At 70.6% G+C, this 25858-nt stretch carries 25 protein-coding genes; 4 read left to right on the top strand and 21 right to left on the bottom strand.

The genetic code is table 11. The annotated features are described in order from the left end of the window. The first annotated feature begins 49 nt into the window (after nt 1-49). The gene (locus DPA01S_RS06770) at nt 50-1354 is read left to right on the top strand and encodes an alkaline phosphatase family protein (protein WP_061228673.1); all 1305 of its coding nucleotides are present in this window, start codon (nt 50-52) and stop codon (nt 1352-1354) included. 132 nt (nt 1355-1486) lie between these two features. Here DPA01S_RS06770 and aspS read toward each other — a convergent pair whose 3' ends face one another. Next, entirely contained in the window at nt 1487-3286 is a 1800-nt protein-coding gene (aspS, locus tag DPA01S_RS06765; protein ID WP_061228674.1) for an aspartate--tRNA ligase, read from the bottom strand. Between the two features lie 149 nt (nt 3287-3435). Between aspS and ypfJ the strand changes: the two genes are divergently transcribed. After that, complete coding sequence (ypfJ, locus tag DPA01S_RS06760) at nt 3436-4344, top strand: KPN_02809 family neutral zinc metallopeptidase (protein ID WP_061228675.1); 909 nt, start codon at nt 3436-3438, stop codon at nt 4342-4344. Nucleotides 4345-4357: 13 nt separating this feature from the next. Here the strand turns inward: ypfJ and hisS are convergent, their stop codons facing one another. Both hisS and DPA01S_RS06750 read right to left on the bottom strand, forming a co-directional pair. Beyond that, a complete protein-coding gene (hisS, locus tag DPA01S_RS06755; protein WP_061228676.1) occupies nt 4358-5638 on the bottom strand; it encodes a histidine--tRNA ligase in 1281 nt (426 codons plus the stop codon). Nucleotides 5639-5683: 45 nt separating this feature from the next. Continuing rightward, nucleotides 5684-6349 (bottom strand): MBL fold metallo-hydrolase, encoded by a 666-nt coding sequence (locus DPA01S_RS06750; protein WP_061228677.1) that lies wholly within the window; start codon nt 6347-6349, stop codon nt 5684-5686. Nucleotides 6350-6558: 209 nt separating this feature from the next. On the opposite strand from DPA01S_RS06750, the gene DPA01S_RS06745 reads away from it, so the two are divergent. Continuing rightward, a complete protein-coding gene (locus DPA01S_RS06745) occupies nt 6559-7479 on the top strand; it encodes a peptidylprolyl isomerase (protein ID WP_061228678.1) in 921 nt (306 codons plus the stop codon). Between the two features lie 96 nt (nt 7480-7575). Here the strand turns inward: DPA01S_RS06745 and DPA01S_RS06740 are convergent, their stop codons facing one another. The 18 genes from DPA01S_RS06740 to thrS form a co-directional block, all read right to left on the bottom strand. After that, nucleotides 7576-9942: a RelA/SpoT family protein gene (locus tag DPA01S_RS06740; RefSeq protein WP_061228679.1), complete on the bottom strand. Its 2367-nt coding sequence runs from the start codon at nt 9940-9942 to the stop codon at nt 7576-7578. Between the two features lie 46 nt (nt 9943-9988). Continuing rightward, nucleotides 9989-10546 carry an adenine phosphoribosyltransferase gene (locus DPA01S_RS06735; protein WP_007626297.1) on the bottom strand — a complete coding sequence of 186 codons (558 nt, stop codon included), beginning with the start codon at nt 10544-10546 and terminating at the stop codon, nt 9989-9991. Next, nucleotides 10543-11601, bottom strand: a complete 1059-nt coding sequence (gene secF / locus DPA01S_RS06730; RefSeq protein WP_061228680.1) for a protein translocase subunit SecF — start codon at nt 11599-11601, stop codon at nt 10543-10545. The genes DPA01S_RS06735 and secF overlap by 4 nt, the downstream gene beginning before the upstream one ends. Beyond that, nucleotides 11598-13226 carry a protein translocase subunit SecD gene (gene secD / locus DPA01S_RS06725; RefSeq protein ID WP_061228681.1) on the bottom strand — a complete coding sequence of 543 codons (1629 nt, stop codon included), beginning with the start codon at nt 13224-13226 and terminating at the stop codon, nt 11598-11600. Before secD ends, secF begins: the two co-directional genes overlap by 4 nt. A 144-nt stretch (nt 13227-13370) precedes the next feature. Next, nucleotides 13371-13679, bottom strand: a complete 309-nt coding sequence (yajC, locus tag DPA01S_RS06720) for a preprotein translocase subunit YajC (RefSeq protein WP_061228682.1) — start codon at nt 13677-13679, stop codon at nt 13371-13373. A gap of 92 nt (nt 13680-13771) precedes the next feature. Continuing rightward, nucleotides 13772-14878, bottom strand: a complete 1107-nt coding sequence (ruvB, locus tag DPA01S_RS06715) for a Holliday junction branch migration DNA helicase RuvB (RefSeq protein ID WP_371412125.1) — start codon at nt 14876-14878, stop codon at nt 13772-13774. Beyond that, complete coding sequence (ruvA, locus tag DPA01S_RS06710) at nt 14878-15477, bottom strand: Holliday junction branch migration protein RuvA (protein WP_061228683.1); 600 nt, start codon at nt 15475-15477, stop codon at nt 14878-14880. The genes ruvB and ruvA overlap by 1 nt, the downstream gene beginning before the upstream one ends. Continuing rightward, on the bottom strand, nt 15474-16133 hold the full coding sequence (locus DPA01S_RS06705) for a crossover junction endodeoxyribonuclease RuvC (protein ID WP_061228684.1): 660 nt from the start codon (nt 16131-16133) through the stop codon (nt 15474-15476). The genes ruvA and DPA01S_RS06705 overlap by 4 nt, the downstream gene beginning before the upstream one ends. Nucleotides 16134-16196: 63 nt before the next feature. After that, complete coding sequence (locus DPA01S_RS06700) at nt 16197-16949, bottom strand: YebC/PmpR family DNA-binding transcriptional regulator (RefSeq protein ID WP_061228685.1); 753 nt, start codon at nt 16947-16949, stop codon at nt 16197-16199. A gap of 91 nt (nt 16950-17040) precedes the next feature. After that, a complete protein-coding gene (gene pdxT, locus DPA01S_RS06695) occupies nt 17041-17655 on the bottom strand; it encodes a pyridoxal 5'-phosphate synthase glutaminase subunit PdxT (RefSeq protein WP_061914753.1) in 615 nt (204 codons plus the stop codon). Then, nucleotides 17652-18524 carry an acyl-CoA thioesterase gene (locus DPA01S_RS06690; protein WP_061228687.1) on the bottom strand — a complete coding sequence of 291 codons (873 nt, stop codon included), beginning with the start codon at nt 18522-18524 and terminating at the stop codon, nt 17652-17654. The genes pdxT and DPA01S_RS06690 overlap by 4 nt, the downstream gene beginning before the upstream one ends. Before the next feature lie 7 nt (nt 18525-18531). Beyond that, nucleotides 18532-19437, bottom strand: coding sequence for a pyridoxal 5'-phosphate synthase lyase subunit PdxS (gene pdxS / locus DPA01S_RS06685; RefSeq protein WP_061228688.1), 906 nt, complete (start codon nt 19435-19437; stop codon nt 18532-18534). Between the two features lie 95 nt (nt 19438-19532). Then, the gene (locus DPA01S_RS06680) at nt 19533-20132 is read right to left on the bottom strand and encodes a LemA family protein (protein ID WP_061228689.1); all 600 of its coding nucleotides are present in this window, start codon (nt 20130-20132) and stop codon (nt 19533-19535) included. Continuing rightward, nucleotides 20122-21237: a glycosyltransferase family 4 protein gene (locus DPA01S_RS06675; protein ID WP_061228690.1), complete on the bottom strand. Its 1116-nt coding sequence runs from the start codon at nt 21235-21237 to the stop codon at nt 20122-20124. The genes DPA01S_RS06680 and DPA01S_RS06675 overlap by 11 nt, the downstream gene beginning before the upstream one ends. A 7-nt stretch (nt 21238-21244) precedes the next feature. Then, nucleotides 21245-22153: a phosphatidylinositol mannoside acyltransferase gene (locus tag DPA01S_RS06670; RefSeq protein ID WP_007627698.1), complete on the bottom strand. Its 909-nt coding sequence runs from the start codon at nt 22151-22153 to the stop codon at nt 21245-21247. Further along, nucleotides 22150-22809, bottom strand: coding sequence for a phosphatidylinositol phosphate synthase (gene pgsA, locus DPA01S_RS06665; protein ID WP_050797115.1), 660 nt, complete (start codon nt 22807-22809; stop codon nt 22150-22152). Before pgsA ends, DPA01S_RS06670 begins: the two co-directional genes overlap by 4 nt. A 12-nt stretch (nt 22810-22821) precedes the next feature. After that, nucleotides 22822-23424 carry an ATP adenylyltransferase gene (locus tag DPA01S_RS06660; RefSeq protein ID WP_007627695.1) on the bottom strand — a complete coding sequence of 201 codons (603 nt, stop codon included), beginning with the start codon at nt 23422-23424 and terminating at the stop codon, nt 22822-22824. Further along, the gene (thrS, locus tag DPA01S_RS06655) at nt 23421-25505 is read right to left on the bottom strand and encodes a threonine--tRNA ligase (protein ID WP_043566477.1); all 2085 of its coding nucleotides are present in this window, start codon (nt 25503-25505) and stop codon (nt 23421-23423) included. Before thrS ends, DPA01S_RS06660 begins: the two co-directional genes overlap by 4 nt. Before the next feature lie 35 nt (nt 25506-25540). Between thrS and DPA01S_RS16970 the strand changes: the two genes are divergently transcribed. Further along, nucleotides 25541-25858, top strand: a 318-nt coding sequence (locus tag DPA01S_RS16970) for a DsbA family protein (RefSeq protein WP_198150717.1), incomplete at its 3' end; no start/stop codon positions are given.

Here is a 25858-nt window from a genome sequence, read left to right as displayed (position 1 = left end):
ACCACCCCACGACACCACCCCGTGCCACGACCCCCGGAGGTCCCACCCGATGTGCCGCGACGACCACCCCACCCACGGACCCACCCTCACCCGTCGTGAGGCGCTCGCCGGCGCCGGCATGGTCGCCGCAGCGGGCGCCGTCGGGGTGACCCTGCTCGCTGAACCCGCCCCCGTGTGGGCGAACCCGGTACGGCCGGTCGCCGACGACCTCGACGTCTACGTGATCGTCACCGACGGCATGCGACCGGACGAACTGAACGCCGCGCAGGCGCCGACACTGCACCGCTGGGCAGCCGAGGGCACGCGGTTCACCGATGCGTCGTCGATCATGATCGCCGAGACCCTGCCCAACCACGCCGCGATGGTCACCGGCGTCCTCCCCCACCGCAACGGGGTGCCCGCCAACGCCATCTGGGACCACGCGATCGGGGACGAGCGGACCCTCGACCGGCCCGACGACCTGCGGGCCGCCACGGTCCTGGACCGCATTCGGACCGAGGCCGGCCTCACCACCGCGAGCGTGCTGAGCAAGGACTACCTCCACGGCCTGTTCGGCGGCCGAGCCAGCGTGCAGTGGGCGCCGTTCCCGCTCGTGCCGATCACCGACCACTCGCTCGACTGGTTCACCGTCGAGGCCCTCAAGCGGACCATCACCGACCACGCCCCGAGGATGACGTTCGTCAACCTCGGGGACATGGACCGCTTCGGCCACATGGACCTGTCGGGGACCTCGCTCCGACTAGCCCGCAACCAGGCGGTGTTCAACTCGGACCACAAGCTCTGGGACCTCGAGCAGTTCCTCCGCGCCACCGGGCGCTGGGAACGTTCCGTGCTCATCGTCCTGGCCGACCACGGGATGGACTGGTCGGAGCCCCTGCGCCTCATCAGCGCGGCCGGGGCGATCGACGCCGACCCGGCGCTGCGGGGCCGGTTCGGGATCGCCCAGAACGGGGGGGCCGACACGTTCGCCTACCTCGGCCCCGCCGGTGAACGCGACGCGGCACTGGCGCGCCTGCGGGAGGTGGTCGGCGCGCTCCCCGGCGTCAACCGCCTCTACGACCCGGCCGAGCTCGACCTCGGCGAGCGCGGCGGCGACCTCGTGGCCACGTGTCACCCGGGATGGCGGTTCTCCGACCCCACCCCGTTCTCCAACCCGATCCCGGGGAACCACGGGCACGAGGTCACGCTCGGCATCCCGTTCTTCATTGGCGGTGGGCACCGGATCGTCCGCCGCGGGCAGGTCGTCGACCGGCCTGTCCGGACCCTCGACGTGGCCCCGACGGTGTCCCGGCTGTTCGGGCTCGGCCACTCCGGGATGGACGGGCGGCCCGCGCTCGAGGCGTTCCACCTCTGAGACCCCGATATGACGGAAATCCGCTACTCCCCCGTCACATTCGCTACCGTTTTCCGTTCTTTTCCGGGTAGCGCGGCGAATCGCGCAGGAGAGTAGCGGATTCGGGGGCGGGGCAGGGCGGGGTGGGGCCGACTACTCGGCTGCGGCCCCGGACGGGGCGGCCTGGCCGCGCTGCACCGGCTTGGCGTCGATGCCGGACTCCTTGCGCTGCTGCGCCGTGATCGGCGCCGGCGCATCGGTCAGCGGGTCGACGCCGCCGCCGGACTTGGGGAACGCGATGACGTCGCGGATCGACTCGGTCCCGGCCAGCAGGGCGCAGATGCGATCCCAGCCGAACGCGATGCCGCCGTGCGGCGGGGAGCCGTAGGAGAAGGCGTCGAGCAGGAAGCCGAACTTCTCCTGCGCCTCGTCGGCCGAGATGCCCATGACGCCGAACACCCGCTCCTGGACGTCCTTGCGGTGGATACGGATCGAGCCGCCGCCGATCTCGTTGCCGTTGCACACGATGTCGTACGCGTAGGCGAGCGCCGAGCCCGGATCGGTGTCGAACGTGTCCAGGTGCTCGGGCTTGGGCGAGGTGAACGCATGGTGCACCGCGGTCCAGGCACCCGACCCCACGGCCACGTCACCGGCGGCCGTGGCGTCGTCGGCCGGCTCGAACATCGGGGCGTCGACGACCCAGGTGAACGCCCACTTGGTGGGGTCGATGAGGCCGAGCTTGGCGGCGATCTCACCGCGGGCCGCGCCGAGCAGGGCCCGCGTGGACTTCACCGCGCCGGCGCCGAAGAAGATGCAGTCACCCGGCTCCGCGCCGACGTGGGCGGCGATGCCCGCCCGCTCGGAGTCCGACAGGTTCTTGGCGACCGGGCCGCCGAGCTCGCCGTCGGAACCGACGAGGACGTACGCGAGTCCCTTGGCGCCGCGCTGCTTGGCCCACTCCTGCCAGGCGTCGAGCTGACGACGCGGCTGTGACGCCCCGCCCTTCATGACGACCGCGCCGACGTACGGCGCCTTGAACACCCGGAACGGGGTGTCGGCGAAGAACTCCGTGCACTCGACGAGCTCGATGTCGAACCGCAGGTCCGGCTTGTCGGAGCCGAACCGGCGCATCGCCTCCTCGTACGTCATCCGCGGGATCGGCGTGGTGATCTCGTAACCGGCGGTGGCCCACACCTCGGTGAGGATCTCCTCCGCCACGCCGATCACGTCGTCCTGGTCGACGAAGCTCATCTCCAGGTCGAGCTGCGTGAACTCCGGCTGCCGGTCGGCGCGGAAGTCCTCGTCGCGGTAGCAGCGGGCCAGCTGGTAGTACTTCTCCATCCCGGCCACCATGAGCAACTGCTTGAACAACTGCGGCGACTGCGGGAGGGCGTAGAACGTACCCGGCTGCAGGCGGGCCGGCACGAGGAAGTCGCGCGCACCCTCCGGGGTCGAGCGGGTGAGGGTGGGGGTCTCGATCTCCACGAAGTCGTGACGGGCCAGGACTCCGCGGGCCGCGGCGTTGACCTTCGACCGCAGCCGCAGCGCCGCGCCCGGACCCTCGCGGCGCAGGTCGAGGTACCGGTGACGCAGACGTGCCTCCTCCCCCACCTCGTCGTCGAGCTGGAACGGCAGCGCCGCCGCCTCACCCAGGACCTCGAACGACGTGACGTCGATCTCGATCTCGCCCGAGGCGAGGTTAGGGTTCTCCGATCCCTCCGGACGACGGTCGACGACGCCGGTGACCGCCACGCAGTACTCGTTGCGCAGGCGGTGGGCGCGCTCGGCCACGTCCTCGGAACGGAAGACCACCTGGCACACGCCCGAGGCGTCGCGCAGATCGACGAAGATGACACCGCCGTGATCCCGGCGGCGTGCCACCCAGCCGGCCAGGGTGACGGTGTCACCGGCGTCGGCGGCTCGGAGCTGGCCGGCGGAATGGGTGCGCAGCACTGCGGTGGTCCTCTCGTCGGGGAAAGTGTGGTGTGATCGCCTGAGCGTGAGCACCGACGGGACGACCCCACGGCCCGCCACGGGCTCGGACGGGGAACAGTCTACGTCCACGACAGACCGGGCGACGCACCACCCGGAAGGCGGAGATCATGACGTTTCGGCAAGGCGGAAGGCTCGACACCAGCGGAGTCTCCGGCGGAGGCAGGGGAGGTCGCCGGGGGATCGCGGTCGGCGGAGGGGTCGGCGGCCTCGCCGTCGTCCTCATCGCCCTGTTCCTCGGTGTCGACCCGGGCCAGCTCGGCCTGGACACCGGTCCCACCGGCGCGCAGGAACAGGGTTCCGACTCCGCGCAGCAGTTCCAGGCCCACATCGACCAGTGCGACCTGCAACAGGCCAACTCCGACACGATCTGCCGCATCGTCGCCACCACCGAGAGCCTCGAGGACGTCTGGACAATCCAGCTGCCGGATCAGGTGGGGATGAGCTGGGTCCAGCCCCGGACCACCGTCTTCAGCGGCGCCGTCGACACCGGCTGTGGTGCCGCCTCCTCCGACATCGGCCCCTTCTACTGCCCCGCCGGGCAGACCGTCTACATCGACCCCTCGTTCTTCGACAGCGTCCTCGTGGGGCAGCTCGGCGGACCGCCCTCCGGCGCGGCGCAGATGTACGTCGTCGCGCACGAGTTCGGCCACCACCTGCAGACCATGCTCGGCGACATCCGACGCTCGCAGCAGGACCCGCAGGGCCCGTCCTCCGGAGCGGTCCGCGTCGAGCTCCAGGCCGACTGCTACGCGGGGCTCTGGGCCCACTACGCGACCTCCACACCGGCGCCCGACGGCGGCCCGCCGCTACTGGAGAGCCTGACCCCGCAGGACGTGGATGCGATCGTCCGGACCGCGGAGGCCATCGGCGACGACCACATCCAGCGCACCGGAGGCGGGCGCGTCGACCCCCGCTCGTGGACCCACGGCTCGTCCGAGATGCGCAGGCAGTGGTTCCTCACCGGCTACGAGCAGGGCTCCGTGCAGGCCTGCGACACCTTCCGCGCGCAGCTCTGACGCGCGGGAGGAGTCAGCGCCCGACGGCCCGGGTGACGTGCCCGAGAATCGCCTCGAGCGGAACCGGCTCCTGCTCGCCGGTGGACATCGTCTTGACCACCGCGGTGCCGGTCTCGAGCTCGTTCTCGCCGATGACGACCGTGACCGCCGCGCCCGACCGGTCCGCCGCCTTGAACGCGCCCTTCATCCCCCGGTCGCCGTACGCCATGTCGGCCCGCAGCCCGTTGCGGCGGAACTCCGCCAGGACCGGAACCATCGCCGCCTTGGCCGCCGCCCCCAGCGCGACGCCGTACACGTCGACCCGCCCCTGCGCCGCCGGATCGATCCCCTCGGCCTGCAGCGCCAGCACCGTGCGGTCGACACCGATCCCGAAGCCGATGCCCGACAGGGCCTGACCGCCGAGCTGCTCCATCAACCCGTCGTAGCGCCCTCCGCCGCCGATCCCGGACTGCGCACCGAGGCCGTCGTGAACGAACTCGAAGGTCGTCTTGGTGTAGTAGTCCAGGCCGCGGACCATGCGGGGGTTGACCGTGTACGGCACGCCGAGCGCGTCCAGGTGCGCCCGCACGGTCGCGAAGTGCTCGGCGCTGGCGTCCGAGAGGTGATCGATCATCAGCGGCGCGTCCTCGAGCTGCTCACGCACCTCGGGGCGCTTGTCGTCGAGCACGCGCAGCGGGTTGATCCGCGCGCGCTCACGCGTCGCCTCGTCGAGATCCAAGCCGGCGAGGAACGCCTGCAGCCGCTCGCGGTACTGCGGGCGGCACGTCTCGTCGCCGAGCGAGGTGAGCTCGAGGCGGAAGCCGGTCAGGCCGAGCGACCGGAACGCCTCGTCGGCCACGGCGATCACCTCGGCGTCGAGGGCGGGGTCGTCCACCCCGATGGCCTCGATCCCGACCTGCTGGAGCTGCCGGTAGCGGCCGGCCTGCGGACGCTCGTACCGGAAGAACGGCCCGGCGTAACAGAGCTTGACCGGCAGCTGTCCGCGGTCCAGCCCGTGCTCGATCACCGCACGCATGACCCCCGCCGTGCCCTCGGGCCGCAGCGTGACGCTGCGGCCGCCCCTGTCCTCGAACGAGTACATCTCCTTGGAGACCACGTCCGTGGACTCGCCCACCCCGCGGGCGAACAGCGCCGTGTCCTCGAAGATCGGCAGCTCGATGTGGCCGTAGCCGGCGCGCCGGGCGGCGGTGGTGATCGCGTCGCGGACGGCGACGAACCCGGCCGACGCCGGGGGGACGTAGTCGGGCACGCCCTTGGGGGCCTTGAGGGCGGTCTTCTTCTCGGTGCCGGTCACAGGGAAAGTCCTCGGGTCAGATAGGGGGCGGGGGCGCCGGTCGGTCTAGAGGTCGCGCAGGAAGGGGTTGGACCGGCGCTCGCGACCGATCGTGGTGGACGGGCCGTGTCCGGGCAGGACCACCGCGTCGTCATCCAGGACGAGGAACTTCTTGGCGATCGACTGCATGAGCACCTCGGTGTCCCCCGCCGGCAGGTCGGTACGGCCGACCCCGTCCTGGAACAGTACGTCGCCACCGAGGACCACCATCCGCGGTCCCTCTTCGGTCTGCACGGTGATCCGGAAGGACACCGAACCGGGGCTGTGGCCGGGGGCGTGGTCCACGTCGAAGGTCATCGACCCGAACCGCAGGGTGTCGCCGTCGAAAACCTCGACGACCTCGGCGGGCTCGGTGAACGTCATGTCCTTGAGCATGGCCGACAGGTCGAGCGACAGGCCCTTGCCGGGATCAGACAGCATCGGGCGGTCGTCGGGGTGGATGTAGGCGGGGACGCGGTAGTGGTCCGCGACCTGCCGGGCGTTCCAGATGTGGTCGAGGTGACCGTGGGTGAGCAGCACCGCACGCGGCCGCAGGCCCGCCTCCGAGACCTGGCGGCGCACCTGCTCCTCGGCGTCCTGGCCCGGGTCCACGATCACGCAGTCCCCCGCGTCGTCGGACACGATGTAGCAGTTGGTCTGGAACATCCCGGCGGGGAAACCGACGATCTGCACGTCCCGTACTCCCTTTCTTCGACAATCCACGGCGCCTGGCGCGCGGCGTCGGGTCAACGCGGTCCGACACCGGAGTGGTGTGCGATCGACGTTGCCCGACCTGGTAGACAAGGACCCTGGGCCGGACCGTCCCCGGGGCCTCCGTGAGGAGACCCGGCGAGTCGATCCGGCCGACCGTTCCAGCCTAGTCCAGGTCCCCAGGAGGGTCAGTGTCCACCAACCAGGAACGCCGAGCCGAGGCGCGCCAGCGCCTGCGCGAGCAGATGGAGGCCCAGGCTCGCCGCGAGAAGCAGCTCAAGATCGCCGGCGCCGCTGTCGTCGTGGTGGTCCTGCTGGGGATCGTCGGGGTCGTGGTCTGGAACAAGACCGAGCAGGCGCGCGCCGAGGAGTACGCGGCCAACTGGGTCACCTGCGAGTACCCGGCGGAGACCCCCATGGAGAAGGTCGATCCCGCGCAGTTCGAGGACCAGGGCCCCGAGGTGGTCGAAGAGGCCGAGCGCTTCAACGAGCAGATCGACGAGATCGAGGAGACCAGGCGCGAGGTGGAGCCGCCGAGCGGCGACCAGCCCCGCCGGGGTACCGCACAGATCACCATCGCGACCAACGCCGGGGACATCCCGCTCGAGCTGGACCGGGCCGGGGCCCCCTGCAACGTCGAGAGCTTCGTCCATCTGGCCGAGCAGTCCTACTTCGACGACACCGAGTGCCACCGCCTGACCATCGGTGAGGAGGGCGCCGAGCTCTCCGTGCTGCAGTGCGGGGATCCGACCGGCACCGGCCTCTCGGGTCCCGGCTACTCCATCGTCGACGAGCCGCCCACCGATCTCCCCGTGGCGGAGGACGGCTCCGGGATGTCGGTCTACCCGCGCGGCACGGTCGCCATGGCCAAGTCCCAGGCGCCGAACAGTGCGGGCAGCCAGTTCTTCCTCGTCTACGAGGACTCCATGCTCCCGCCCGAGTACTCGGTCATGGGCACCATCGGTGAGTCGGGGCTCGAGGTCCTGGACCGGATCGCCGAGGGCGGGATCAAGAGCAACGATCCGATGAGCGAGGACTACCAGGCGCCCAAGCGTCCGGTCCAGATCGAGAAGGTCACGGTCGACGCGCAGGAGGGTCTGCCCGAGGAGTGACCCGGCCCGGGCCCGCCCGGATCGCGACCTGGACGACACCGCCCCGGCCATCCGGCCGGGGCGAAGTCGTTCGTGCGGCTCCGGCGCTCGCCGGGCCTAGGAGTTGGACGTCATCCGGTAGGCGTCGAAGACGCCCTCGACCCGACGGACCGCGTTGAGGACGTGGCCCAGATGCTTGGGGTCGGCCATCTCGAATGTGAACCGGGAGATCGCGACCCGGTCGTCACCTGCGGTCTGCACCGACGCGGACAGGATGTTGACCTTTTCGTCAGCCAGCACCTTGGTGACGTCGGACAGGAGCCGGTGCCGGTCCAGCGCCTCGACCTGGATGGCCACGAGGAACAGCGACCCCGGCTGTGGCGTCCACTCGACCTTGACCAACCGCTCGGGTTCGCGATGGAGGTCCGTGGCGTTGGTGCAGTCCGTCCGGTGGACGCTCACCGTGCCGCCGCGGGTGATGAAGCCCAGGACCTCGTCGCCGGGCACCGGTGTGCAGCAGCGGGCGAGCTTGGCGTGGACGTCCTCCACGCCTCCGACGAGGACGCCGGCGCCCGCGGGCGTGGGGCGGTGCGGGGTGATGGTCTTGTCCCGCGACCGGTCCGCGAGCTCCTCGGTGACCTCGTCGACGCCGCCGTGGGCCGCGACGAGACGCCCGACCACCGTCTTGGCGGAGACGTGGTTCTCGCCGATCGCCGTGTACAGGGCGGTGACATCGGTGAAGCCGAGTTCGCGGGCGACGCCGGCGATCGACTCGTTGGAGAACACCCGGTGGACGGGGACGCCACCGCGACGGACCTCGCGGGTGATGAGGTCCTTCCCGCGCTCGAGAGCCTCCTCGCGGCGCTCCTTGGCGAACCACTGCCGGATCGAGCTCTTGGCGCGGCCGGAGACCACGAACTTCTGCCAGTCCAGGCTCGGTCCCGCGTTGGGGTCCTTGGAGGTGAAGACCTCCACCACCTCGCCGTTCTCGAGCGGGCGCTCGAGGGCGACGAGCTTGCCGTTGACCCGGGCGCCGATGCAGCGGTGGCCGACCTCGGTGTGGACGGCGTAGGCGAAGTCCACGGGGGTCGCGCCGACCGGCAGGTTGATCACGTCGCCCTTGGGGGTGAAGACGAAGATCTCCTTGCTGGTCATCTCGAAACGGAGGGAATCGAGGAACTCCCCCGGGTCGGCGGCCTCGCGCTGCCAGCTCAGGAGCTGGCGCATCCACGCCATCTCGTCGACCTCGGCGGGGTCGCCGTTGTGTTTGCCGCGGGTCTCCTTGTACCGCCAGTGCGCGGCGATGCCGTACTCGGCGTTGCGGTGCATCTCGTGCGTGCGGATCTGGATCTCCAGAGGTTTCCCGTCCGGCCCGATCACGGTCGTGTGCAGGGAGCGGTAGACGCCGAAGCGTGGCTGGGCGATGTAGTCCTTGAACCGGCCCGGCATGGGTTTCCAGGTTGAGTGGACGACACCGATCGCCGCGTAACAGTCCCGCACGTCGTCGCACAGGACGCGGATGCCGACGAGGTCGTGGATCTCGTCGAACTCGCGACCGCGGACGATCATCTTCTGATAGATCGACCAGTAGTGCTTCGGCCGTCCCTCGACGCGGGCCTGGATGTTGGCCTTCTCCAGGTCGGCCTTGACCCGGTTGATCACGGTGTTGAGGTAGACGTCACGGCTGGGTGCGCGGTCGGCCACCAGCCGGACGATCTCTTGGTACTTCTTCGGTTCGAGGATCGCGAAGGCCAGGTCCTCGAGTTCCCACTTCACGGTGGCCATTCCGAGCCGGTGCGCGAGCGGGGCGATCACCTCGAGGGTCTCGCGGGCCTTCTTGACCTGCTTCTCCGGTGGCAGGAAGCGCATGGTCCGCATGTTGTGCAGGCGGTCGGCCACCTTGATGACCAGGACGCGGGGATCGTGCGCCATGGCGATGATCATCTTGCGGATGGTCTCTGCCTCGGCGGCCTCGCCGAAGTCGACCTTGTCCAGCTTGGTGACGCCGTCCACCAGGTGGGCGACCTCTCCCCCGTAGTCCGCCTCGAGCTGTTCGAGCGAGTAGTCGGTGTCCTCGACCGTGTCGTGCAGGAGGGCGGCGACGAGCGTGGTGGTGTCCATGCCCATCTCCGCGCAGATGGTGGCCACCGCCAGCGGGTGGGTGATGTAGGGGTCGCCGGACTTGCGGTACACGCCCTCGTGCTGGCGCTCGGCGAGAGTGTAGGCGCGCGCCAGGAGCCCCACATCCGCCTTGGCGTGGTGGATGCGGTGGACGCGGACGAGCGGTTCGAGGACCGCGGGGGTGGAGGTGACCGTGAGACCGGAGGTGAGTCGACGCGCCCACCGCGCCCGGACCCGGCGTCCGGCGGACGGCCGGGAGCCGGGGATCACCGGCAGCGGCTGGGTGGTGGGCTGCGGCGTGGCCTTCTTACCCGTGGGGCCGCCCCCGTCGGGGTTGCCGGCGGGGTTCTGGTGCTGCGTCATCTCCGGCTCCTCCCTGCAGTGTCGGGCCGTCAGGAGCGGCCGGGGGTCACGCGACCGTGAGGCAGGTCAGCGGTGTGCCGGCCAGTCTATCCCGGCCGCCGAGGCCGGGGATCTCGAGAACGACGGACAGTCCGGCGACGACGGCGCCACAGTCCTCCAGCAGGCCGACCGCCGCGGTGAGGGTGCCACCGGTGGCGAGGACGTCGTCGACGACGAGGACCCGCTTGCCGCGCAGGTCGAGCCCGTCTGCGGGCAGTTCGAGCGTGGCGGCGCCGTACTCGAGCTCGTAGGAGCGCGAGTGCACGGGCGGCGGTAGCTTGCCCGCTTTCCGGACGGCCAGGACGCCGGTGTGGAGGCGCACGGCGACGGCTCCGGCGAGCAGGAAGCCGCGCGCGTCGAGGCCGGCGACGTAGTCGACGGTGCCGATCTCGTGACCGGCGATGAGCCCGCGGACGACGGCGTCGAAGCCGTCGGGGTCGGCGAGCACGGGCGTGAGGTCGCAGAACTGGACGCCCGCGGACGGGAAGTCCTCGACGCGGCGCATCAGACGCTCGACGGAGGAGCTGATGGTCGGTGAGACGTGGGTGACGGATGAGTCGGTCATGCGATGGCCTCGGCCTTCTCGCGTCGGGCCAGGACCTTGGCGGTCTGGCGTCGGATGTCGGGGTCACGGTTCTTCAACGACACCAGCAGTGGCGTCGCGAGGAAGACGGAGGAGAAGGTGCCGGTGACGATGCCGACCATCTGGACCAGGGCGAGATCCAGCAGCGTACCCACGCCGAGGATCCACACGGCGATCACGACCAGCGCCAGCAGCGGCAGGACACCGATGATGGTGGTGTGGATGGACCGCATGAGAGTCTGGTTGACGCCGAGGTTGGCCTCCTCGGCGTAGGTCCGTGTGGCGGTGTGTCTGATGCCCCGCGTGTTCTCCTCGACCTTGTCGAACACGATCACCGTGTCGTACAGAGAGAAACCGAGGATCGTCAGCAGGCCGATGACCGTGGCGGGAGTGACCTCGAAGCCGATGATCGAGTAGACCCCGGCGGTGGTCACCACGTCGAACAGCAGCGCGACGATCGCGGCCGTTGCCATCTGCCATTCGAAGCGGAAGGCGATGTAGCCGAAGACGATCACGAGGAACACGCCGAGGGCGATCAGCGCGTTCTTGGTGACCTGACCACCCCAGCTCTCGCTGCGGGCGGAGTCGCCGATCGCCTCGACCGAGGCGACCCCGTCCGAGGTGACGGGCTGGAACTCCTCGAACATCGCGTTCTTGGCGGCGCGGATCTCGTCACTGGTGAGGAACCGGGTCTCGACCTCGACGATCCGCGCGGCCCCCGCGCCGACGACCTGGACCGTCTGGGGCTCCTCGCCGATGGCCTCCTCGACGACCGCGGCTACGCGGTCCTGGTCGTGATTGCCCGCGGGCATGGAGAGCTTGGTACCGCCGGTGAAGTCGATGCCGAAGCTGAAGCCGCGGAAGATGATGCTGGCGAGGCAGATGGCGACGATGACCACGGTCAGCACGTAGAACTTGCGTCGGTTCGCGACGATGCCGAACGCGCCGGTACCGGTGTAGAGCCGGGTGAACAGACTGCCGGTCGGCGCGCCGGCCGGGGCGCCGCTCTCGGTCGCGGTGCTGGTGGGAGTGCTCATCGGCCCTCCTCCTCGTCGGTGGCGGGTCGGTCGGTCCGGGGTTCGGTGAGCGTGTCGCCGCCCGGGCCGCGGATGGTCGCCGTGACCCCGCGATCCGCGGTCTCCTCGGTCTCCTTCTCGGCCTGTCGGTCGAGCCGGCGCTGCTCGGCGGCGGCCGCCTGGAGGTTCTCCATCCGGCCCATCCCGTTGGCCGACGGCTTGGCGAACAGGGGCCGGGTCGAGGCCAGGTAGACGAGCGGCCAGGTCACGGTGAAGGCCACGAACACGTCCATGACGGTCGTGAGGCCGAGAGTGAAGGCGAAGCCGCGTACCTCTCCGCTGGCGAGCAGGTAGAGCACGACGGCGCCGATGAGGCTGACCATGTTGCCGGTGACGATGGTGCGGCCGGCGCTCTTCCAGGCCCGGGGCACGGCGGATCTGAACCGGTGCCCGTCGCGCAACTCGTCCTTGATCCGCTCGAAGAACACGACGTAGGAGTCGGCCGTCATACCGATGCCGATCACCAGGCCGGCGATCCCGGCCAGGTCGAGGCTGTAGTCGACCGTGTAGCCGAGGAAGACCAGGACGACATAGGTGAGCAGGAAGGACAGCAGCAGCGAGACGAACGCGAGGACGCCGAGCAGGCGGTAGAAGAACGCGGAGTAGGCCAGCACCAGCAGGAAGCCGATCGCGCCGGCGAGTAGTCCCGCCTCGAGGGAGGCGAGCCCGAGGGAGGCCGGGACGTTGTCGACGTTGGGGTCCTCGAAGGAGATGGGCAGCGCGCCGTAGCGCAGGTTTGCGGCGAGTGAGGCCGCCTCGTCGATCGTGAAGTCACCGGTGATGGAGGTCGCGGACCCGACCGGCGTGACGCCCTGCACGACGGGGGCGCTGATCACCTCGCCGTCGAGGAGGATCGCGATCTGACGCTGGAGGTTCTCCTGCGTCAGGCGCGACCAGGTGGCGCTGCCCTGTTCGCCGGGACCGGCGTTGAAACGGAACGAGACCTCGTTCTTGCCGGCCTGCTGGTTGAAACCGTGGCTCACGGAGTCCTTGACGATCTGCTGACCGTCGAGTCGCTGCCCGTCCTCGGGCTCACCGACGAGCAGCGGCACCGGACCGAGGACGTACTTGGCTCCCTCCCCGCAGGCGATGAGAGCCTGCGCCGGGTCGTCGAAGCCCGCGAGCACGTCCCGCTCGGGGCACCGGAAGGTGGGTAGCTTCTGGATGAGCTCGGCGGGCTCGCCCTGACGTTCCGCGCGCGCCTCCTCGACGGCGGCGGCCACGGCCTCGCGATCGCCCTTGTCGGCGGGCACCGGCTCACGGTCCCCCTCCGCGACGGGTTGCACCTCGAGCACCGGCCTGATGGTCAGCTGGGACGTCGTGCCGAGGTCGCGCGCCTGGCTGGAGTCCTCGCCGGGGACGGTGAGGACGATGTTGCTGCCCTCGATGACGACGGTGGTCCCTGCGACGCCGAGGCCGTCGACGCGCTCCCGGATGATGTCCTGAGCGAGCCGCAGGTCGGCCTCGTCGGGATCGCCCTTGGGGATGAGCGTGACACGGGTTCCGCCCTGGAGGTCGATCCCCAGTTTCGGGGTCAGCCCCCTGTCCGCGACGGCAAACGCGGCGAGGAAGAGGATGAACAGCACCAGGAAGAAGCTGGACAGCAGCGCCCAGGGTCTGGGGCGGGCGTCGGCGCCTCGAGAACGTACTGGCGACACAGGTGATCTCTCTCGGTCTTCGTCTGAGGCCTCCGGCTGGGCGGCCCCACTACACTACTCGCCGGTAGTCGACTACCGGGAACCCGACGCGTCGGTCCCCGATCCGGTTTCCGGCGCGGCGGAGGTGTCGAACTTCTCCCGGATGACGCGCCGGTCCCAGCGGGTGCGGATCCCGGGCGCGATCTCCAGCTCGAGGGTGTCCGTGTCTACGCCGACGATGGTGGCGTGCAGGCCGGAGGTGGTGAGCACGTGGTCCCCCGCGGCGAGGGACTCCTGCATCTTCCGCAGTTCCTTCATCGCCTTGCGCTGCTTCGAGCTCTGCATGAACATCAGCACGAGCAGCACGATGATCATCAACGGCAGCAGCAGTTCCAGTCCCATGGGGGTCCTCCTGATGTGGACCCGCGGGTTCCGGGTCCGGTGGGTCGGGTCCGGGCTACGGACGGTCCCGTCCGAGGATGCCAGCCCGGGGGTCAGCCGCGCGCGCCGGGGCCCCGGTCGACCTCGACCGGGAGCATCGGCTCGGAGGGCGTCTTGTCGGGGCGGGTGAGCCCGAGGTGGTCCCACGCCGCGGCGGTCGCGATGCGTCCCCGGGGGGTCCGGGCGAGCAGGCCCGCGCGGACGAGGAAGGGCTCGCAGACCTCCTCCAGGGTGGTCGACTCCTCCCCCACCGCCACGGCCAGCGTGCTCAGGCCCACCGGCCCGCCCTCGTGCTGGACGAGCAGCGCGCGCAGCACGGCGCGGTCCAGACGGTCGAGCCCCAGTTCGTCGACCTCGTAGACCTCCAGGGCCGCGCGCGCGACGGGCACGGTGATGCGGCCGTCCGCTCGTACCTCGGCGAAGTCGCGGACCCGCCGCAGCAGTCGGTTGGCGATCCGGGGTGTTCCGCGTGAGCGACCGGCGATCTCCAGGGCGGCATCGGGGTCGACGGGGATGGCGAGGATCTCGGCCGCGCGGGTGACGATCCGGGCGAGGTCGGAGTCGGTGTAGAAGTTCATGTGCGCGGTGAACCCGAATCGGTCGCGCAGTGGACCGGTGAGCGCGCCGGAGCGCGTGGTTGCTCCGACAAGGGTGAACGGGGCGATCTCCAGCGGGATCGACGTGGCCCCGGGCCCCTTGCCCACCATGATGTCGATCCGGAAGTCCTCCATGGCGAGGTACAGCATCTCCTCGGCCGGCCGGGCGATGCGGTGGATCTCGTCGATGAACAGTACGTCGCCCTCGATGAGGTTGGAGAGCATCGCGGCGAGATCCCCGGGGCGCTCGAGGGCCGGGCCGGACGTGATGCGCAGCGAACCGCCGAGCTCGGCGGCCACGATCATGGCCAGACTCGTCTTGCCCAGCCCCGGCGGTCCGGAGAAGAGCAGGTGATCGGGTACTACTCCGCGGCGGGTGGCGGCGGTGAGGACCAGATCGAGTTGCTCGCGGACGGTCTCCTGCCCGATGAACTCCCCGAGGCTGCGTGGCCGCAACGCGCCCTCGACGTCGGTGTCGAACGGGGTGAGCGAGGCCGAGAGCTCCGCCTCGTGGCCGTCCCCGGCGTCCGCGCCGCCTCCCGTCATGCCGTTCTGACCGGTCATCAGCGCTTACCGAGTGACTTGAGGGCCAGGCGCAGCGCCTGCGCGGGGTCGAGGTCGGGCTGTGAGTCCAGTACGGCGGTGGCGGTCTTCTCGGCCTCCGCGGCGGAGAAGCCCAGGCCCTCCAGGGCGTCGGCCACCTCGGTGGCGGCCGGCGCGCGCCCGGTCCCGCCCACGGCGGTCGCCGCGTCACCGTCCGGCACCGGGCCGACCTTGTCTTTGAGCTCGAGGACCATCCGCTCGGCAGTGCGCTTGCCGACGCCCGGTACCCGGGTCAGCGCCTTGACGTCCCCGGTCCCGAGTGCGCGGATGAGGGCCTCGGGTTCGAGTGTGGCGACGATCGCCAGCGCGAGCCGAGGTCCGACGCCGGAGACGGTCTGCACGGTGAGGAACAGTTGCCGCGCGTCGACGGAGTCGAAACCGTAGAGGGTGAGCGAGTCCTCGCGGACCACGAGTTCGGTGTGGAGCATGCCCTCCGCGCCGCGCCGTAGTCCCGCGAGCGCGGCCGGGGTCGCGTGTACGAGGACACCGACGCCTCCGGTCTCCACGACGCAGCGGTCCAGGCCGATCTCGGCCACCGTCCCCCGGATCGAGGCGATCACCAGCGCACTCCTTTCGTCCGCGCCATGCCCCGGGCGGCCGCCCGGGCGCGTTCCTGGTCGGCGGCCGGGTCGCGCCGCCCGGTCCCGTCCGATGCCGCCGCTTCCCTGGCGGCCGCGACCTTCGCCTCGAAGCCGGCCCGCGAGCGGGCGACGTGGGCATTGAGCGAGGCCACCCGACCCTGCATGGGCGCGCGCCAACTGTGGCACACGGCCAGGGCGAGCGCGTCCGCGGCGTCGGCCGGGCTCGGCGGCTTCTGCAGACCCAGGATGCGAGTGATCATGAGGGTCATCTGCTTCTTGTCCGCGCGCCCGCTACCGGTGATCGCCGCCTTGACCTCCGACGGGGTGTGGAACGCCACGGGGATCTCCCGGTAGGCCGCCGCCAGCGCGACGACACCCGCCGCCTGAGCCGTACCCATGGCGGTCGAGACCTGGTTCTGCGCGAACACGCGCTCGATGGCCACCACGTCCGGGCGGTGGATCTCCATCCACTCGTCGGCCACGGAGTGCACGGCCCGCAGGCGCCGCTCGAGCGGCTCGTCGGAGGTCGTGCGCACCACGTCCACGTCGAGCGCCGTGACCGCGCGACCCGGGGCGGTCACGATGAGGGCGAGCCCGCACCGGGTCAGCCCCGGGTCCACACCCATGACGCGCATCTGCGACCTCTCCTCGACCGGTGGTAGAACCTACGTTCGAGACCCTACCAGCGGGGTCGGCCGTCAGGCGTCGAGGCTCGCCAGCACGTCCTCGGGGACGTCCATGTTCGAGTAGATGTTCTGTACGTCGTCGGAGTCCTCGAGCGCGTCGATCAGCTTGAAGACCTTTGCGGCACCGTCGGCGTCGACGGTCACCTCGACCGAGGCGCGGAACCCCGACTCGGCGGACTCGTAGTCGATCCCGGCCTCCTGCAGGGCGGTGCGCACCGCGACCAGGTCGGTGGGCTCGCAGACCACCTCGAATTGCTCGCCGAGGTCGTTGACCTCTTCGGCTCCGGCATCGAGAACGGCCATGAGGACGTCGTCCTCGGTCAGCTCGCCCTTGTCCAGGACGATCTCCCCCTTGCGGGCGAACAGGTACGCGACGGAGCCGGGGTCGGCCAGGTTGCCGCCGTTGCGGGTCATCGCCGTGCGCACCTCGCCGGCGGCCCGGTTGCGGTTGTCGGTCAGGCACTCGATGAGCATGGCCACGCCGTTCGGGCCGTAGCCCTCGTACATGATGGTCTCCCACTCGGCGCCGCCCGCCTCCTCGCCGGCGCCGCGCTTGCGGGCGCGCTCGACGTTGTCGGCCGGGACGGAGTTCTTCTTCGCCTTCTGGATGGCGTCGTAGAGAGTGGGGTTTCCGGCGGGGTCACCGCCGCCCGTGCGGGCGGCCACCTCGATGTTCTTGACGAGCTTGGCGAAGAGCTTGCCGCGCTTGGCGTCGATCGCCGCCTTCTTGTGCTTGGTGGTGGCCCACTTGGAATGGCCTGCCATTGATGTTCCGCCCTCCGGGGGTCTGGGGACCGGGTCCCGCCGTCCGGCGGCCCGGCGCGGGGCTGCGCTCGAGGCCCGCTGAACGCCCAGTCTACGAGGTCGTCTGCCACACCATGTCGAGGAAGTACCGATGGACGCGCACGTCGTCGGTGACCTCCGGGTGGAACGACGTGGCCAGGGCGTTGCCCTGACGCACCGCGACCACGTGGTCTCGGCCGTCGGAGGCGCGGACCTCGGCGAGGACCTGCACGTCGGAGCCGACCGATTCGACCCACGGCGCGCGGATGAACACCGTGCGTACCGGGTCGGCGCCGAGGGCGTCGACGACGAGGTCGGCCTCGAACGAGTCGACCTGCCGTCCGAAGGCGTTGCGGCGGACCGTCATGTCGATCGCGGAGAACCAGGTCGCGTCGGCCCGGGTGTCCAGGACATCCGAGGCGAGCAGGATCATGCCGGCGCACGACCCGTAGACGGGCATGCCGTCGGAGATCCGCTCGGCCACGGGCTCATACATCTCGTGGACGTCCATCAACCGGCTCATGGCGGTGGACTCGCCACCGGGTAGGACCAGGCCGTCCACCGCGTCCAGTTCGGACCGTCGGCGCACGGGGACGGCCCGCGCGCCGACGGCCTCGAGGTGGGACAGGTGCTCGGCGACATCACCCTGCAGGGCGAGGACACCGATCGTCGGTGCGGGTCCGGTCACGACACGGACGTGGAGCCGGAGGTGTCCACGGGGAACGACTGCGCCCCGGGATTGAGTCGCCGGGACAGTCCCTCCTGGGTCACGGCGGCCACGAGTCGGCCCGATCGGTCGAAGATCCGCCCCTGGGTCAGGGCACGCCCCCCGGAGGCGGACGGGGACGTCTGGTCGTAGAGCAGCCAGTCGTCGGCCCGGAACGGACGCATGAACCACATGGCGTGGTCGAGCGAGGCGTCCTGGGTCGGCTCGTCCGGGTGCGGGATCTTGGCCGACCCCAGGAGGGTCATGTCGGACATGTACGCCAGCGTGCACACGTGGAAGTTCGCGTCGTCCGGGAGGGTGTCGACGCACCGGAACCACACCCGCTGCTGCGCGGCCAGCGCGGAACTGGTCGGCATCCCGTCACGCGGGACGAACCGGATGTCCCACTGGGCCCACTCGTCGACGAATACGCGGTGGACCTCATCCAGGTCGTCGACGGAGGGCACGGGGATCTCCTCGGGGTCGACGACGCGGGGCATCTGGTCCTGGTGCTCGATCCCATCCTGGTCGCGCAGGTGGAACGAGGCCGACATCGTGAAGATCGGCTCGCCCTCCTGGATGGCGGTGACCCGTCGGGTGGCGAAGCTCCGCCCGTCCCGCAGTCGGTCGATCTGATAGACGGTGGGCACGTCCGGGATCCCCGGGCGGATGAAGTACCCGTGCAGGGAGTGGACGTGCTTGTCGGAGTCCACGGTCCGGACGGCGGCGGTCAGGGTCTGACCGGCCACCTGTCCGCCGAAGGTGCGCTGGAGATGGGTGCGGATCGCGGGGCCCCGGTAGAGGTCGCGGTCGATCCGCTCGAGGTCGAGGATGTCCTCGATCTTCGCCACCGGCGGGTCACCAGCCCCGCTCGGCGAGCCGGTGGGGCTCCGAGATGTCGTCGACGTTGATGCCGACCATGGCCTCGCCGAGGCCGCGGGAGATGTTCGCGAGCATCTCCGGGTCGTCGTGGAAGGTGGTGGCCTTGACGATCGCCTTGGCCCGCTCGGACGGGTTGCCGGACTTGAAGATGCCGGAACCGACGAAGACGCCCTCGGCGCCGAGCTGCATCATCATCGCGGCGTCGGCGGGGGTGGCGATGCCGCCGGCGGTGAACAGCACCACGGGGAGCTTGCCCTTCTCCGCGACCTCCTTGACGAGTTCGTACGGGGCCTGCAGCTCCTTGGCCGCCACGTACAGCTCGTCCTCCGGCAGGCTCTGGAGCTTGCGGATCTGCTGGCGGATCGACCGCATGTGGGTGGTGGCGTTGGAGACGTCGCCGGTGCCGGCCTCACCCTTGGAGCGGATCATGGCCGCGCCCTCGGTGATGCGGCGCAGCGCCTCGCCGAGGTTGGTCGCGCCACAGACGAACGGCACGGTGAAGGCGAACTTGTCGATGTGGTTGGTGTAGTCGGCCGGGGTGAGGACCTCGGACTCGTCGACGTAGTCCACGCCGAGTGCCTGCAGGATCTGGGCCTCGACGAAGTGGCCGATGCGGGCCTTGGCCATCACCGGGATCGAGACGGCCTCGATGATGCCGTCGATCAGGTCGGGGTCGCTCATGCGAGCGACGCCGCCCTGGGCGCGGATGTCGGCGGGAACACGCTCGAGGGCCATGACGGCCACGGCACCGGCGTCCTCGGCGATCTTCGCCTGCTCGGCGGTGACGACGTCCATGATGACGCCGCCCTTGAGCATCTCGGCCATGCCCCGCTTGACGCGGGCTGTTCCGGTGGTGTTCTCGCTCGACTGCGGCTCGCTCACGAAATTGGCCTTTCCTGGCTCAGACGACGTGTTCAGGCCTACCAGTGTAGGTCGCCCTCACCTCCGTTCCCCAACCGCCGTCCCGCCCGGGTGGGTCAGGCGCGCGGGGGCGGGGCGTCGACGAGCTCGACGTAGTCGGGCATGGGGGCCCGGCCGGCCAGTCGGAGGGCGCGGACGGCGGTCTGCTCGCGCAGACCTCGGGTGTCCCGCACGGCGTCGTTGTAGAAGCGGCGGGCCATGGAGACGCGGTCGGTGGCGTCCTCGAGTTCGCTGGCGAGGTCGACGGGCAGTGCCTCCACGTCGAGCGCGGCCAGCATCATGCCGAGCGTGTTCTCGGCCAGTTCTGCGTTCTCGCCGGGCTCGTCGTCGTCGGCCCGGTCGGTCCTCCGGCGCGGCGGCGGCTGGGGCGCCGGGTCGGGCCCGGCGACGGCGTCCGGGGGATGCGCTCGGGCGCGGGCCAGCGCGTGGAACAGGCGGTAGGCCCCCGGTGGGTCGCGGTCGGCGAGGTCACGCGCGACCGCGGCGGCGACCGCGTGGCGCCGCTCCAGGGCGCCGGCCAGCGCGGCGCGGGCGAGGTCGGTGCGGATGTGCAGCCGGTCCAGCCGGTGGGCGGTGAGGTAGGCGCCGAGCAGGGCAGCGGCCAGGGCCGCGACGAGAACGACGACGACGACGAGGACGATCAGCTCAACGGACACGGAGCGTCTCCCCCGGCGCGCGGATCGTCTCGTACACGCGGATCACCCGGTCCGCCACGACGGGCCAGTCGTACTCCCGGACGGCCTCGCTGCCACTGGTGCACAGCTCGGCCCGGCGGGCGGGGTCGGTCAGGACAGCCTTGAGGGCGCCGGCGAGGGCGTCGGCGTCCCCGACCGCCGCGAGTTCTCCGCACTCCCCGTCGCGCAGGACCCGGCGGAACGCGTCGAGGTCCGAGGCGACGACCGCGGTGCCGGCGGCCATGGCCTCCACGAGGACGATGCCGAAGCTCTCGCCGCCGGTGTTGGGGGCGCAGTAGACGTCGGCGGCGGCCAGGACGGCGGCCTTGCGGGCGTCGTCGACGCGGCCGAGGAACTCCACGTCCAGACCGGCGGGCAGCCGTGCCCGCAGGGCGTGCTCGTCGCCGTCGCCCATGATCCGCAGGCGCAGGTCCGGCACCTCGCGCAGGACGGCCGGCAGCGCGGCGGCGAGGACCCCCATCCCCTTCCGGGGCTCGTCGTAACGGCCGAGGAACGTCACGGTCGGGGCGTCGGTCGGCTCCCCTGAGGTGTCGACGTCGCTGAAGGCGCCCACGTCGACACCGTTGGGGATCTCCACGGCGTCGGAGCCCAGGGCCTCCATCTGCCAGCGGCGGGCCAGGCTCGACACGGCGATGCGGCCACGGATCTTCTCGAGCAGCGGCGCCAGGACGCCGTCCGCGGCGTCGAGGATCATCGACCCGGTGGTGGAGGTGTGGAAGGTCGCCGTGATGGGGCCCGAACACATCGCGAGAGCGAACATGCCGACCCCGGGGGCGTTGGGTTCGTGGATGTGCAGCACGTCGAGGGGCTGTTCGCGGAGCCAGTGCCGGGTCGCTCGCCAGGTCGCGGGCCCGAAGCTGAGCCGGGCGACGGACCCGTTGTACGGGATCGGGACGCCCGGCCCGGTCAGCGTCATACCGGAGACCGGGGCACTGCCGGGGCTGCCCGGCGCGAGGACGCGGACGGTGTGCCCGCGACGGCGGAGCTCCTCCGTGAGGTCCACGACGTGGGCCTGTACTCCGCCGGGGGCGTCGAAGGAGTAGGGGCAGATCATGCCGATACGCACGGCCGGATCAGCCCTCGATCCGCTCTCGCCGCTCGGCCGACAGGTCGTCGAGCCACAGGGGCTGCAGCATGTGCCAGTCCGCGGGGTGGCGGGCGATGCCCTCGGCGAACAGATCGGCCATCGCCTGGACGGCGGGCTCGACTCCCCCGGAGACGTCTATCGGCGGGGTGACCCGCACGCGCATCGTGTCGGGGCCGTCGTACCAGAACTGGGCCACGAGGAACGGTGCGCCGGTCTCCACCGCGAGCCTGGCGGCCCCGGCGGGCATGCGGGTGGTCTCGCCGAAGAACGTCACGGGCACACCGGTCCGGCGCAGGTCCCGCTCCCCCGGCAGAGCGACGATGCCGCCTCCGGCGAGGTAGTCCCGCAGCGCGTCGAGCGGTGGGGTGGGTCCGCCCGTATGTGGGTAGATGGTGAACCCCAGACTCTCGCGATAGTCCAGGAAGCGCTGGTAGAGCGACTCCGGCTTGAGGCGTTCCGCGACCGTGGCGAACCCGCCGTACCGCCGCGCGAGCCAGGTGCCACCGAGGTCCCAGTTGGCCGAGTGGGGTAGCGCCACCACGACGCCACGCCCCTGCGCGAGAGCCGCGTCCAGGTGCTCGATCCCGTCGATGGTGCGGTCCATCTCGCGGGCGACGGCCTCGCGGTCCATGGACGGCAGGCGGAACGCCTCCCGCCAGTACCGGGCGTAGGACCGGAAGGAGTCGCGGATGAGCTCGTCGGGGACCTCCGCCGGGGCGACGCCGAGGACCCGGGCGAGATTCCTGCGCAGCTGGGAATCGGGGCCCTGCCGACGGGCGGCGATGTCGGCGCCCGTGCGGAAGAGCGCCCGCGCCAGGCCTTCGGGGAGGGCCCGGACCACGGCCCACCCGGCCGCGTAGCCCAGGTCGGACAGGCGCTCGGGCACGTCGCTCATCGGTCTCCCGGCCCCGTGGCCGGTGCGGTGGCGACGTCCTCGTGGGCCACGCGCCGGAGGTAGTCGGTGCGCCCGCCCCACACCCGCTGGACGACCGTGACGAGGCTGCCCACCGCGACGGCGGTGAGCCCGACCTCGAGGGCCCACGGGACACCCAGTCCCTCGAGCCCGGCGCCGAGCAGGATGAGCACCAGCCGGTCCGCGCGCTCCATGAGCCCGCCGGGGGTACGCAGGCCGCCGGCGTCCGCGCGGGCCTTGGAGTAGGACACCACCTGTGACAGCACCAGGCAGGCCAGGAGCATGACGAGGGCGTAGCGGTTGTCGGGCTCGGCGTGGACGAGCCACCACAGCAGGGAGGACAGGATCACGCCGTCCGCGACCCGGTCGGACACCGCGTCGACCAGGGCGCCGTAGGGCGATCCGCCGCCGCCGGCACGCGCGACGGCGCCGTCGACCAGGTCGAGCAGGGTGCACAACGCGATGACGATCGCGCCCGCGACGAGCAGTCCGTTGCCGAACAGGGCGACGGCCGCGGCGCTGGTCAGCACGAGCCCCGTCAGGGTGATGCCGTTGGCCGTGACGCCCGCCCGGACGAGGAGCGTCGCGAACGGGTGCGTCACCCGGGTGACCCCCGACCTTCCGTACTCGCTGAGCATTCGTCCCCCCGCTTACCTAGAAGGTGTGGTCGACCCGGGCACGGTAGCCGGGGACCCCGTGGTGGACCACGCCTCGGCGAGCAGCTGCCGTGTCTGACGGAGGAGCTGCGGCAGTACCTTGGTGCCGCTGGTCACCGTAATGAAGTTGGCGTCCCCGATCCAGCGTGGGACGACGTGTTGGTGCAGATGGTCGGACAGCGACCCGCCGGCCGCGCCGCCGAGGTTAAGCCCGACGTTGAACGAATCGGGTGCCGAGACCGCCTTGACGACCCGGATCAGGTGCTGCGTATAGGACATCAGCTCACGGGACTCGTCGTCGTCCAGGTCCTCCAGGTTCGCCACCTTGCGGTACGGCACCACCATGGCGTGACCCGGGTTGTACGGGAAGAGGTTGAGTACGACGTAGACATGGTCGCCCCGGGCGACCACCAGCCCGTCCTCGTCGCTCATCCGGGGGATGTCGAGGAACGGCTCCCCCGTCATCCCCTCGGCGGGTTCCGGGCGGGTCTCCGCGATGTAGGACATCCGGTAGGGCGCCCACAGCAGCTGGAGACGGTCCTCGCCCACGCCGAACTGGCGGTATTCCTCGGTCGGCACCGAGTCCCCGGACGTCACACGCGCTCCGCGGTGGGCACGTCGTTGCGGCGCGAGTTGATCCAGTAGGCGATCTTGTCCATGGCGGCGTTGCGCGAGACACCGTTGAGCTGGGTGCCGTCGGGGAACCGGAAGCTCACGGCGCCGGCCTCCACGTCGCGGTCGCCGGCCAGCAGCATGAACGGGACCTTGCCGGTGGTGTGGTTGCGGATCTTCTTCTGCATCCGCTCGTCGGACGTGTCGAGCTCGGCTCGGATGCCCCTGCCGCGCAGTTCGTCGATCACGTCCTCGAGGTGCTTCTCGTGCGCCTCCGCGACGGGGATGCCCACCACCTGCACGGGCGCGAGCCACGCGGGGAACAGGCCTGCGTAGTGCTCGAGGAGCACGGCGAAGAACCGCTCGATCGAGCCGAAGAGCGCGCGGTGGATCATGACGGGGCGCTTCTTGGTCCCGTCGGCGGCGTTGTAGGTCAGATCGAACAGCTCGGGCAGGTTGAAGTCGAGCTGCACGGTCGACATCTGCCAGGTGCGGCCGATCGCGTCACGTGCCTGCACGGAGATCTTGGGACCGTAGAAGGCGGCCCCGCCCGGGTCCGGCACGAGTTCGAGCCCGGAATTCGTCGCCACGCGGCGCAGGGTCTCGGTGGCCCGCTCCCACAGTTCGTCGCCGCCGACGTACTTCTCCGGGTCCTTGGTGGACAGTTCCAGATAGAAGTCGTCGAGACCGTAGTCACGCAGGAGGGAGATGATGAACGAGAGCACGGAGGCGATCTCGCCCTCCATCTGCTCCTCGGTGCAGTAGATGTGCGCATCGTCCTGGGTGAAGCCGCGGGCGCGGGTGAGCCCGTGGATCACGCCCGACTTCTCGTACCGGTAGACGGTGCCGAACTCGAACATCCGCAGTGGCAGCTCACGGTACGAGCGACCGCGGGAGTCGAATACGAGGTTGTGCATCGGGCAGTTCATGGGCTTGACGTAGTAGTCCTGCCCCGGCTTGGTCTCGTTGCCGTCCGCGTCGTGTTCGGCGTCGAGCACCATCGGGGGGAACATACCCTCCGAGTACCAGCTCAGGTGCTGCGACTTGCGGAACAGATCCCCCTTGGTCACGTGTGGGGTGTTGACCAGCGAATAGCCGGCGGCCAGGTGGCGCCTGAGGGAGTGCTGCTCCATCTCGTTGCGGATGATTCCGCCGCGCGGGTGGAACACCGGGAAACCGGAACCGATCTCGTCGGGGAAGCTGAACAGGTCGAGCTCGGTGCCGAGCCGCCGGTGGTCGCGCTTCTCCGCCTCGGCCAGTCGGTCGAGGTAGGCGTCCATGGCCTCGGTGCTCTCCCACGCGGTGCCGTAGATGCGCTGGAGGCCGGCGTTGCTCTGGTCGCCCCGCCAGTAGGCGGCCGATGAGCGGGTGAGCGTGAACGCGGGGATGAACTTGGTGGTCGGGGTGTGGGGCCCGCGGCACAGGTCGGACCAGATGACCTCACCGGTCCGGGGGTTGAGGTTGTCGTACGCGGTGAGTGCGCCCGCGCCCACCTCCATGATCTCGGAGTCCTCGAGCGCCTCGGCGCCGCTCTCGTCGCCGGCGTCCGCTCGACCCTTGTCCTCGATGAGCTCGAGCTTGTACGGCTCGCCGGCCAGCTCGGCCCGGGCCTCGTCGAGCGAGGCGTACTCGCGGCGCGAGAAGCGCTGACCGGCCTTGATGATCTTCTTCATCCGCTTCTCGAGGTCCTTGAGGTCCTCGGGGGTGAAGGGCTCGGCGACGTCGAAGTCGTAGTAGAAGCCGTTCTCGATCGGCGGCCCGATGCCGAGCTTGGCCTCGGGGAACTTGTCCTGCACGGCCTGGGCGAGCACGTGCGCACACGAGTGTCGGATCACCGACCGGCCGTCCTCGGTGTCGGCGCGGACGAGCTCGACCTCGGTGTCCGCCTCCGGCGCCCACGACAGATCCCGAAGGGTGCCCTCCGGGTCGCGCACCACGACGATGGTCTCCGGCCCGCTGCGCGACTGGAGCTCGCGCTCGGCGAGGATCTTGCCCGCCGGCTCACCGGCCGGGATGACGGTGGTCACGGTGGCCGCACCCGTCGCGTCGACATCGGCTTGAGGCATGCGGTTCTCGGACACGGGGGACGATCTCCTCGGCAGTGGACGTCGGGCGGCGACGGGCCGCCCGGGCTGACACCGCGGTCCGAACGTGGGACCGGGCCGGTCCATGCTACCCGGGCCTCCTCGGAATCCCGGACCTCGCCGGGGCGTTGCACCCGGGTATGCGCATCGACATCTGGTCCGACGTCATCTGTCCGTTCTGCTGGATCGGCAAACGGCACCTGGAGGCGGCGTTGGACTCCTTCCGGGTCGAGCATCCCGACACCGAGGTGGAGGTCGCGTGGCGCGCCTACGAACTGGATCCGTCGGCACCCCGCGTCACGGGCGACGAGCCGGGCGAGACCAGCGTCGAGATG

The organism is Dietzia papillomatosis NBRC 105045 (genome assembly GCF_001570845.1).
GTDB classification, from domain to species: Bacteria; Actinomycetota; Actinomycetes; order Mycobacteriales; family Mycobacteriaceae; genus Dietzia; species Dietzia cinnamea.
Note: the sequence above shows the minus strand (reverse complement) of the source record. Positions and strands in the feature narration are given on the sequence as shown.

What these genes read in the sequence shown, in the direction of transcription:
- DPA01S_RS06770 (WP_061228673.1), top strand. Translation starts at nt 50, where the DNA reads ATGTGCCGCGACGACCACCCCACCCACGGACCCACCCTCACCCGTCGT.
- ypfJ (WP_061228675.1), top strand. Translation starts at nt 3,436, where the DNA reads ATGACGTTTCGGCAAGGCGGAAGGCTCGACACCAGCGGAGTCTCCGGC.
- DPA01S_RS06740 (WP_061228679.1), bottom strand. Translation starts at nt 9,942, where the DNA reads ATGACGCAGCACCAGAACCCCGCCGGCAACCCCGACGGGGGCGGCCCC.
- DPA01S_RS06735 (WP_007626297.1), bottom strand. Translation starts at nt 10,546, where the DNA reads ATGACCGACTCATCCGTCACCCACGTCTCACCGACCATCAGCTCCTCC.
- secF (WP_061228680.1), bottom strand. Translation starts at nt 11,601, where the DNA reads ATGAGCACTCCCACCAGCACCGCGACCGAGAGCGGCGCCCCGGCCGGC.
- yajC (WP_061228682.1), bottom strand. Translation starts at nt 13,679, where the DNA reads ATGGGACTGGAACTGCTGCTGCCGTTGATGATCATCGTGCTGCTCGTG.
- ruvB (WP_371412125.1), bottom strand. Translation starts at nt 14,878, where the DNA reads ATGACCGGTCAGAACGGCATGACGGGAGGCGGCGCGGACGCCGGGGAC.
- DPA01S_RS06705 (WP_061228684.1), bottom strand. Translation starts at nt 16,133, where the DNA reads ATGCGCGTCATGGGTGTGGACCCGGGGCTGACCCGGTGCGGGCTCGCC.
- DPA01S_RS06700 (WP_061228685.1), bottom strand. Translation starts at nt 16,949, where the DNA reads ATGGCAGGCCATTCCAAGTGGGCCACCACCAAGCACAAGAAGGCGGCG.
- DPA01S_RS06670 (WP_007627698.1), bottom strand. Translation starts at nt 22,153, where the DNA reads ATGAGCGACGTGCCCGAGCGCCTGTCCGACCTGGGCTACGCGGCCGGG.
- pgsA (WP_050797115.1), bottom strand. Translation starts at nt 22,809, where the DNA reads ATGCTCAGCGAGTACGGAAGGTCGGGGGTCACCCGGGTGACGCACCCG.
- thrS (WP_043566477.1), bottom strand. Translation starts at nt 25,505, where the DNA reads ATGCCTCAAGCCGATGTCGACGCGACGGGTGCGGCCACCGTGACCACC.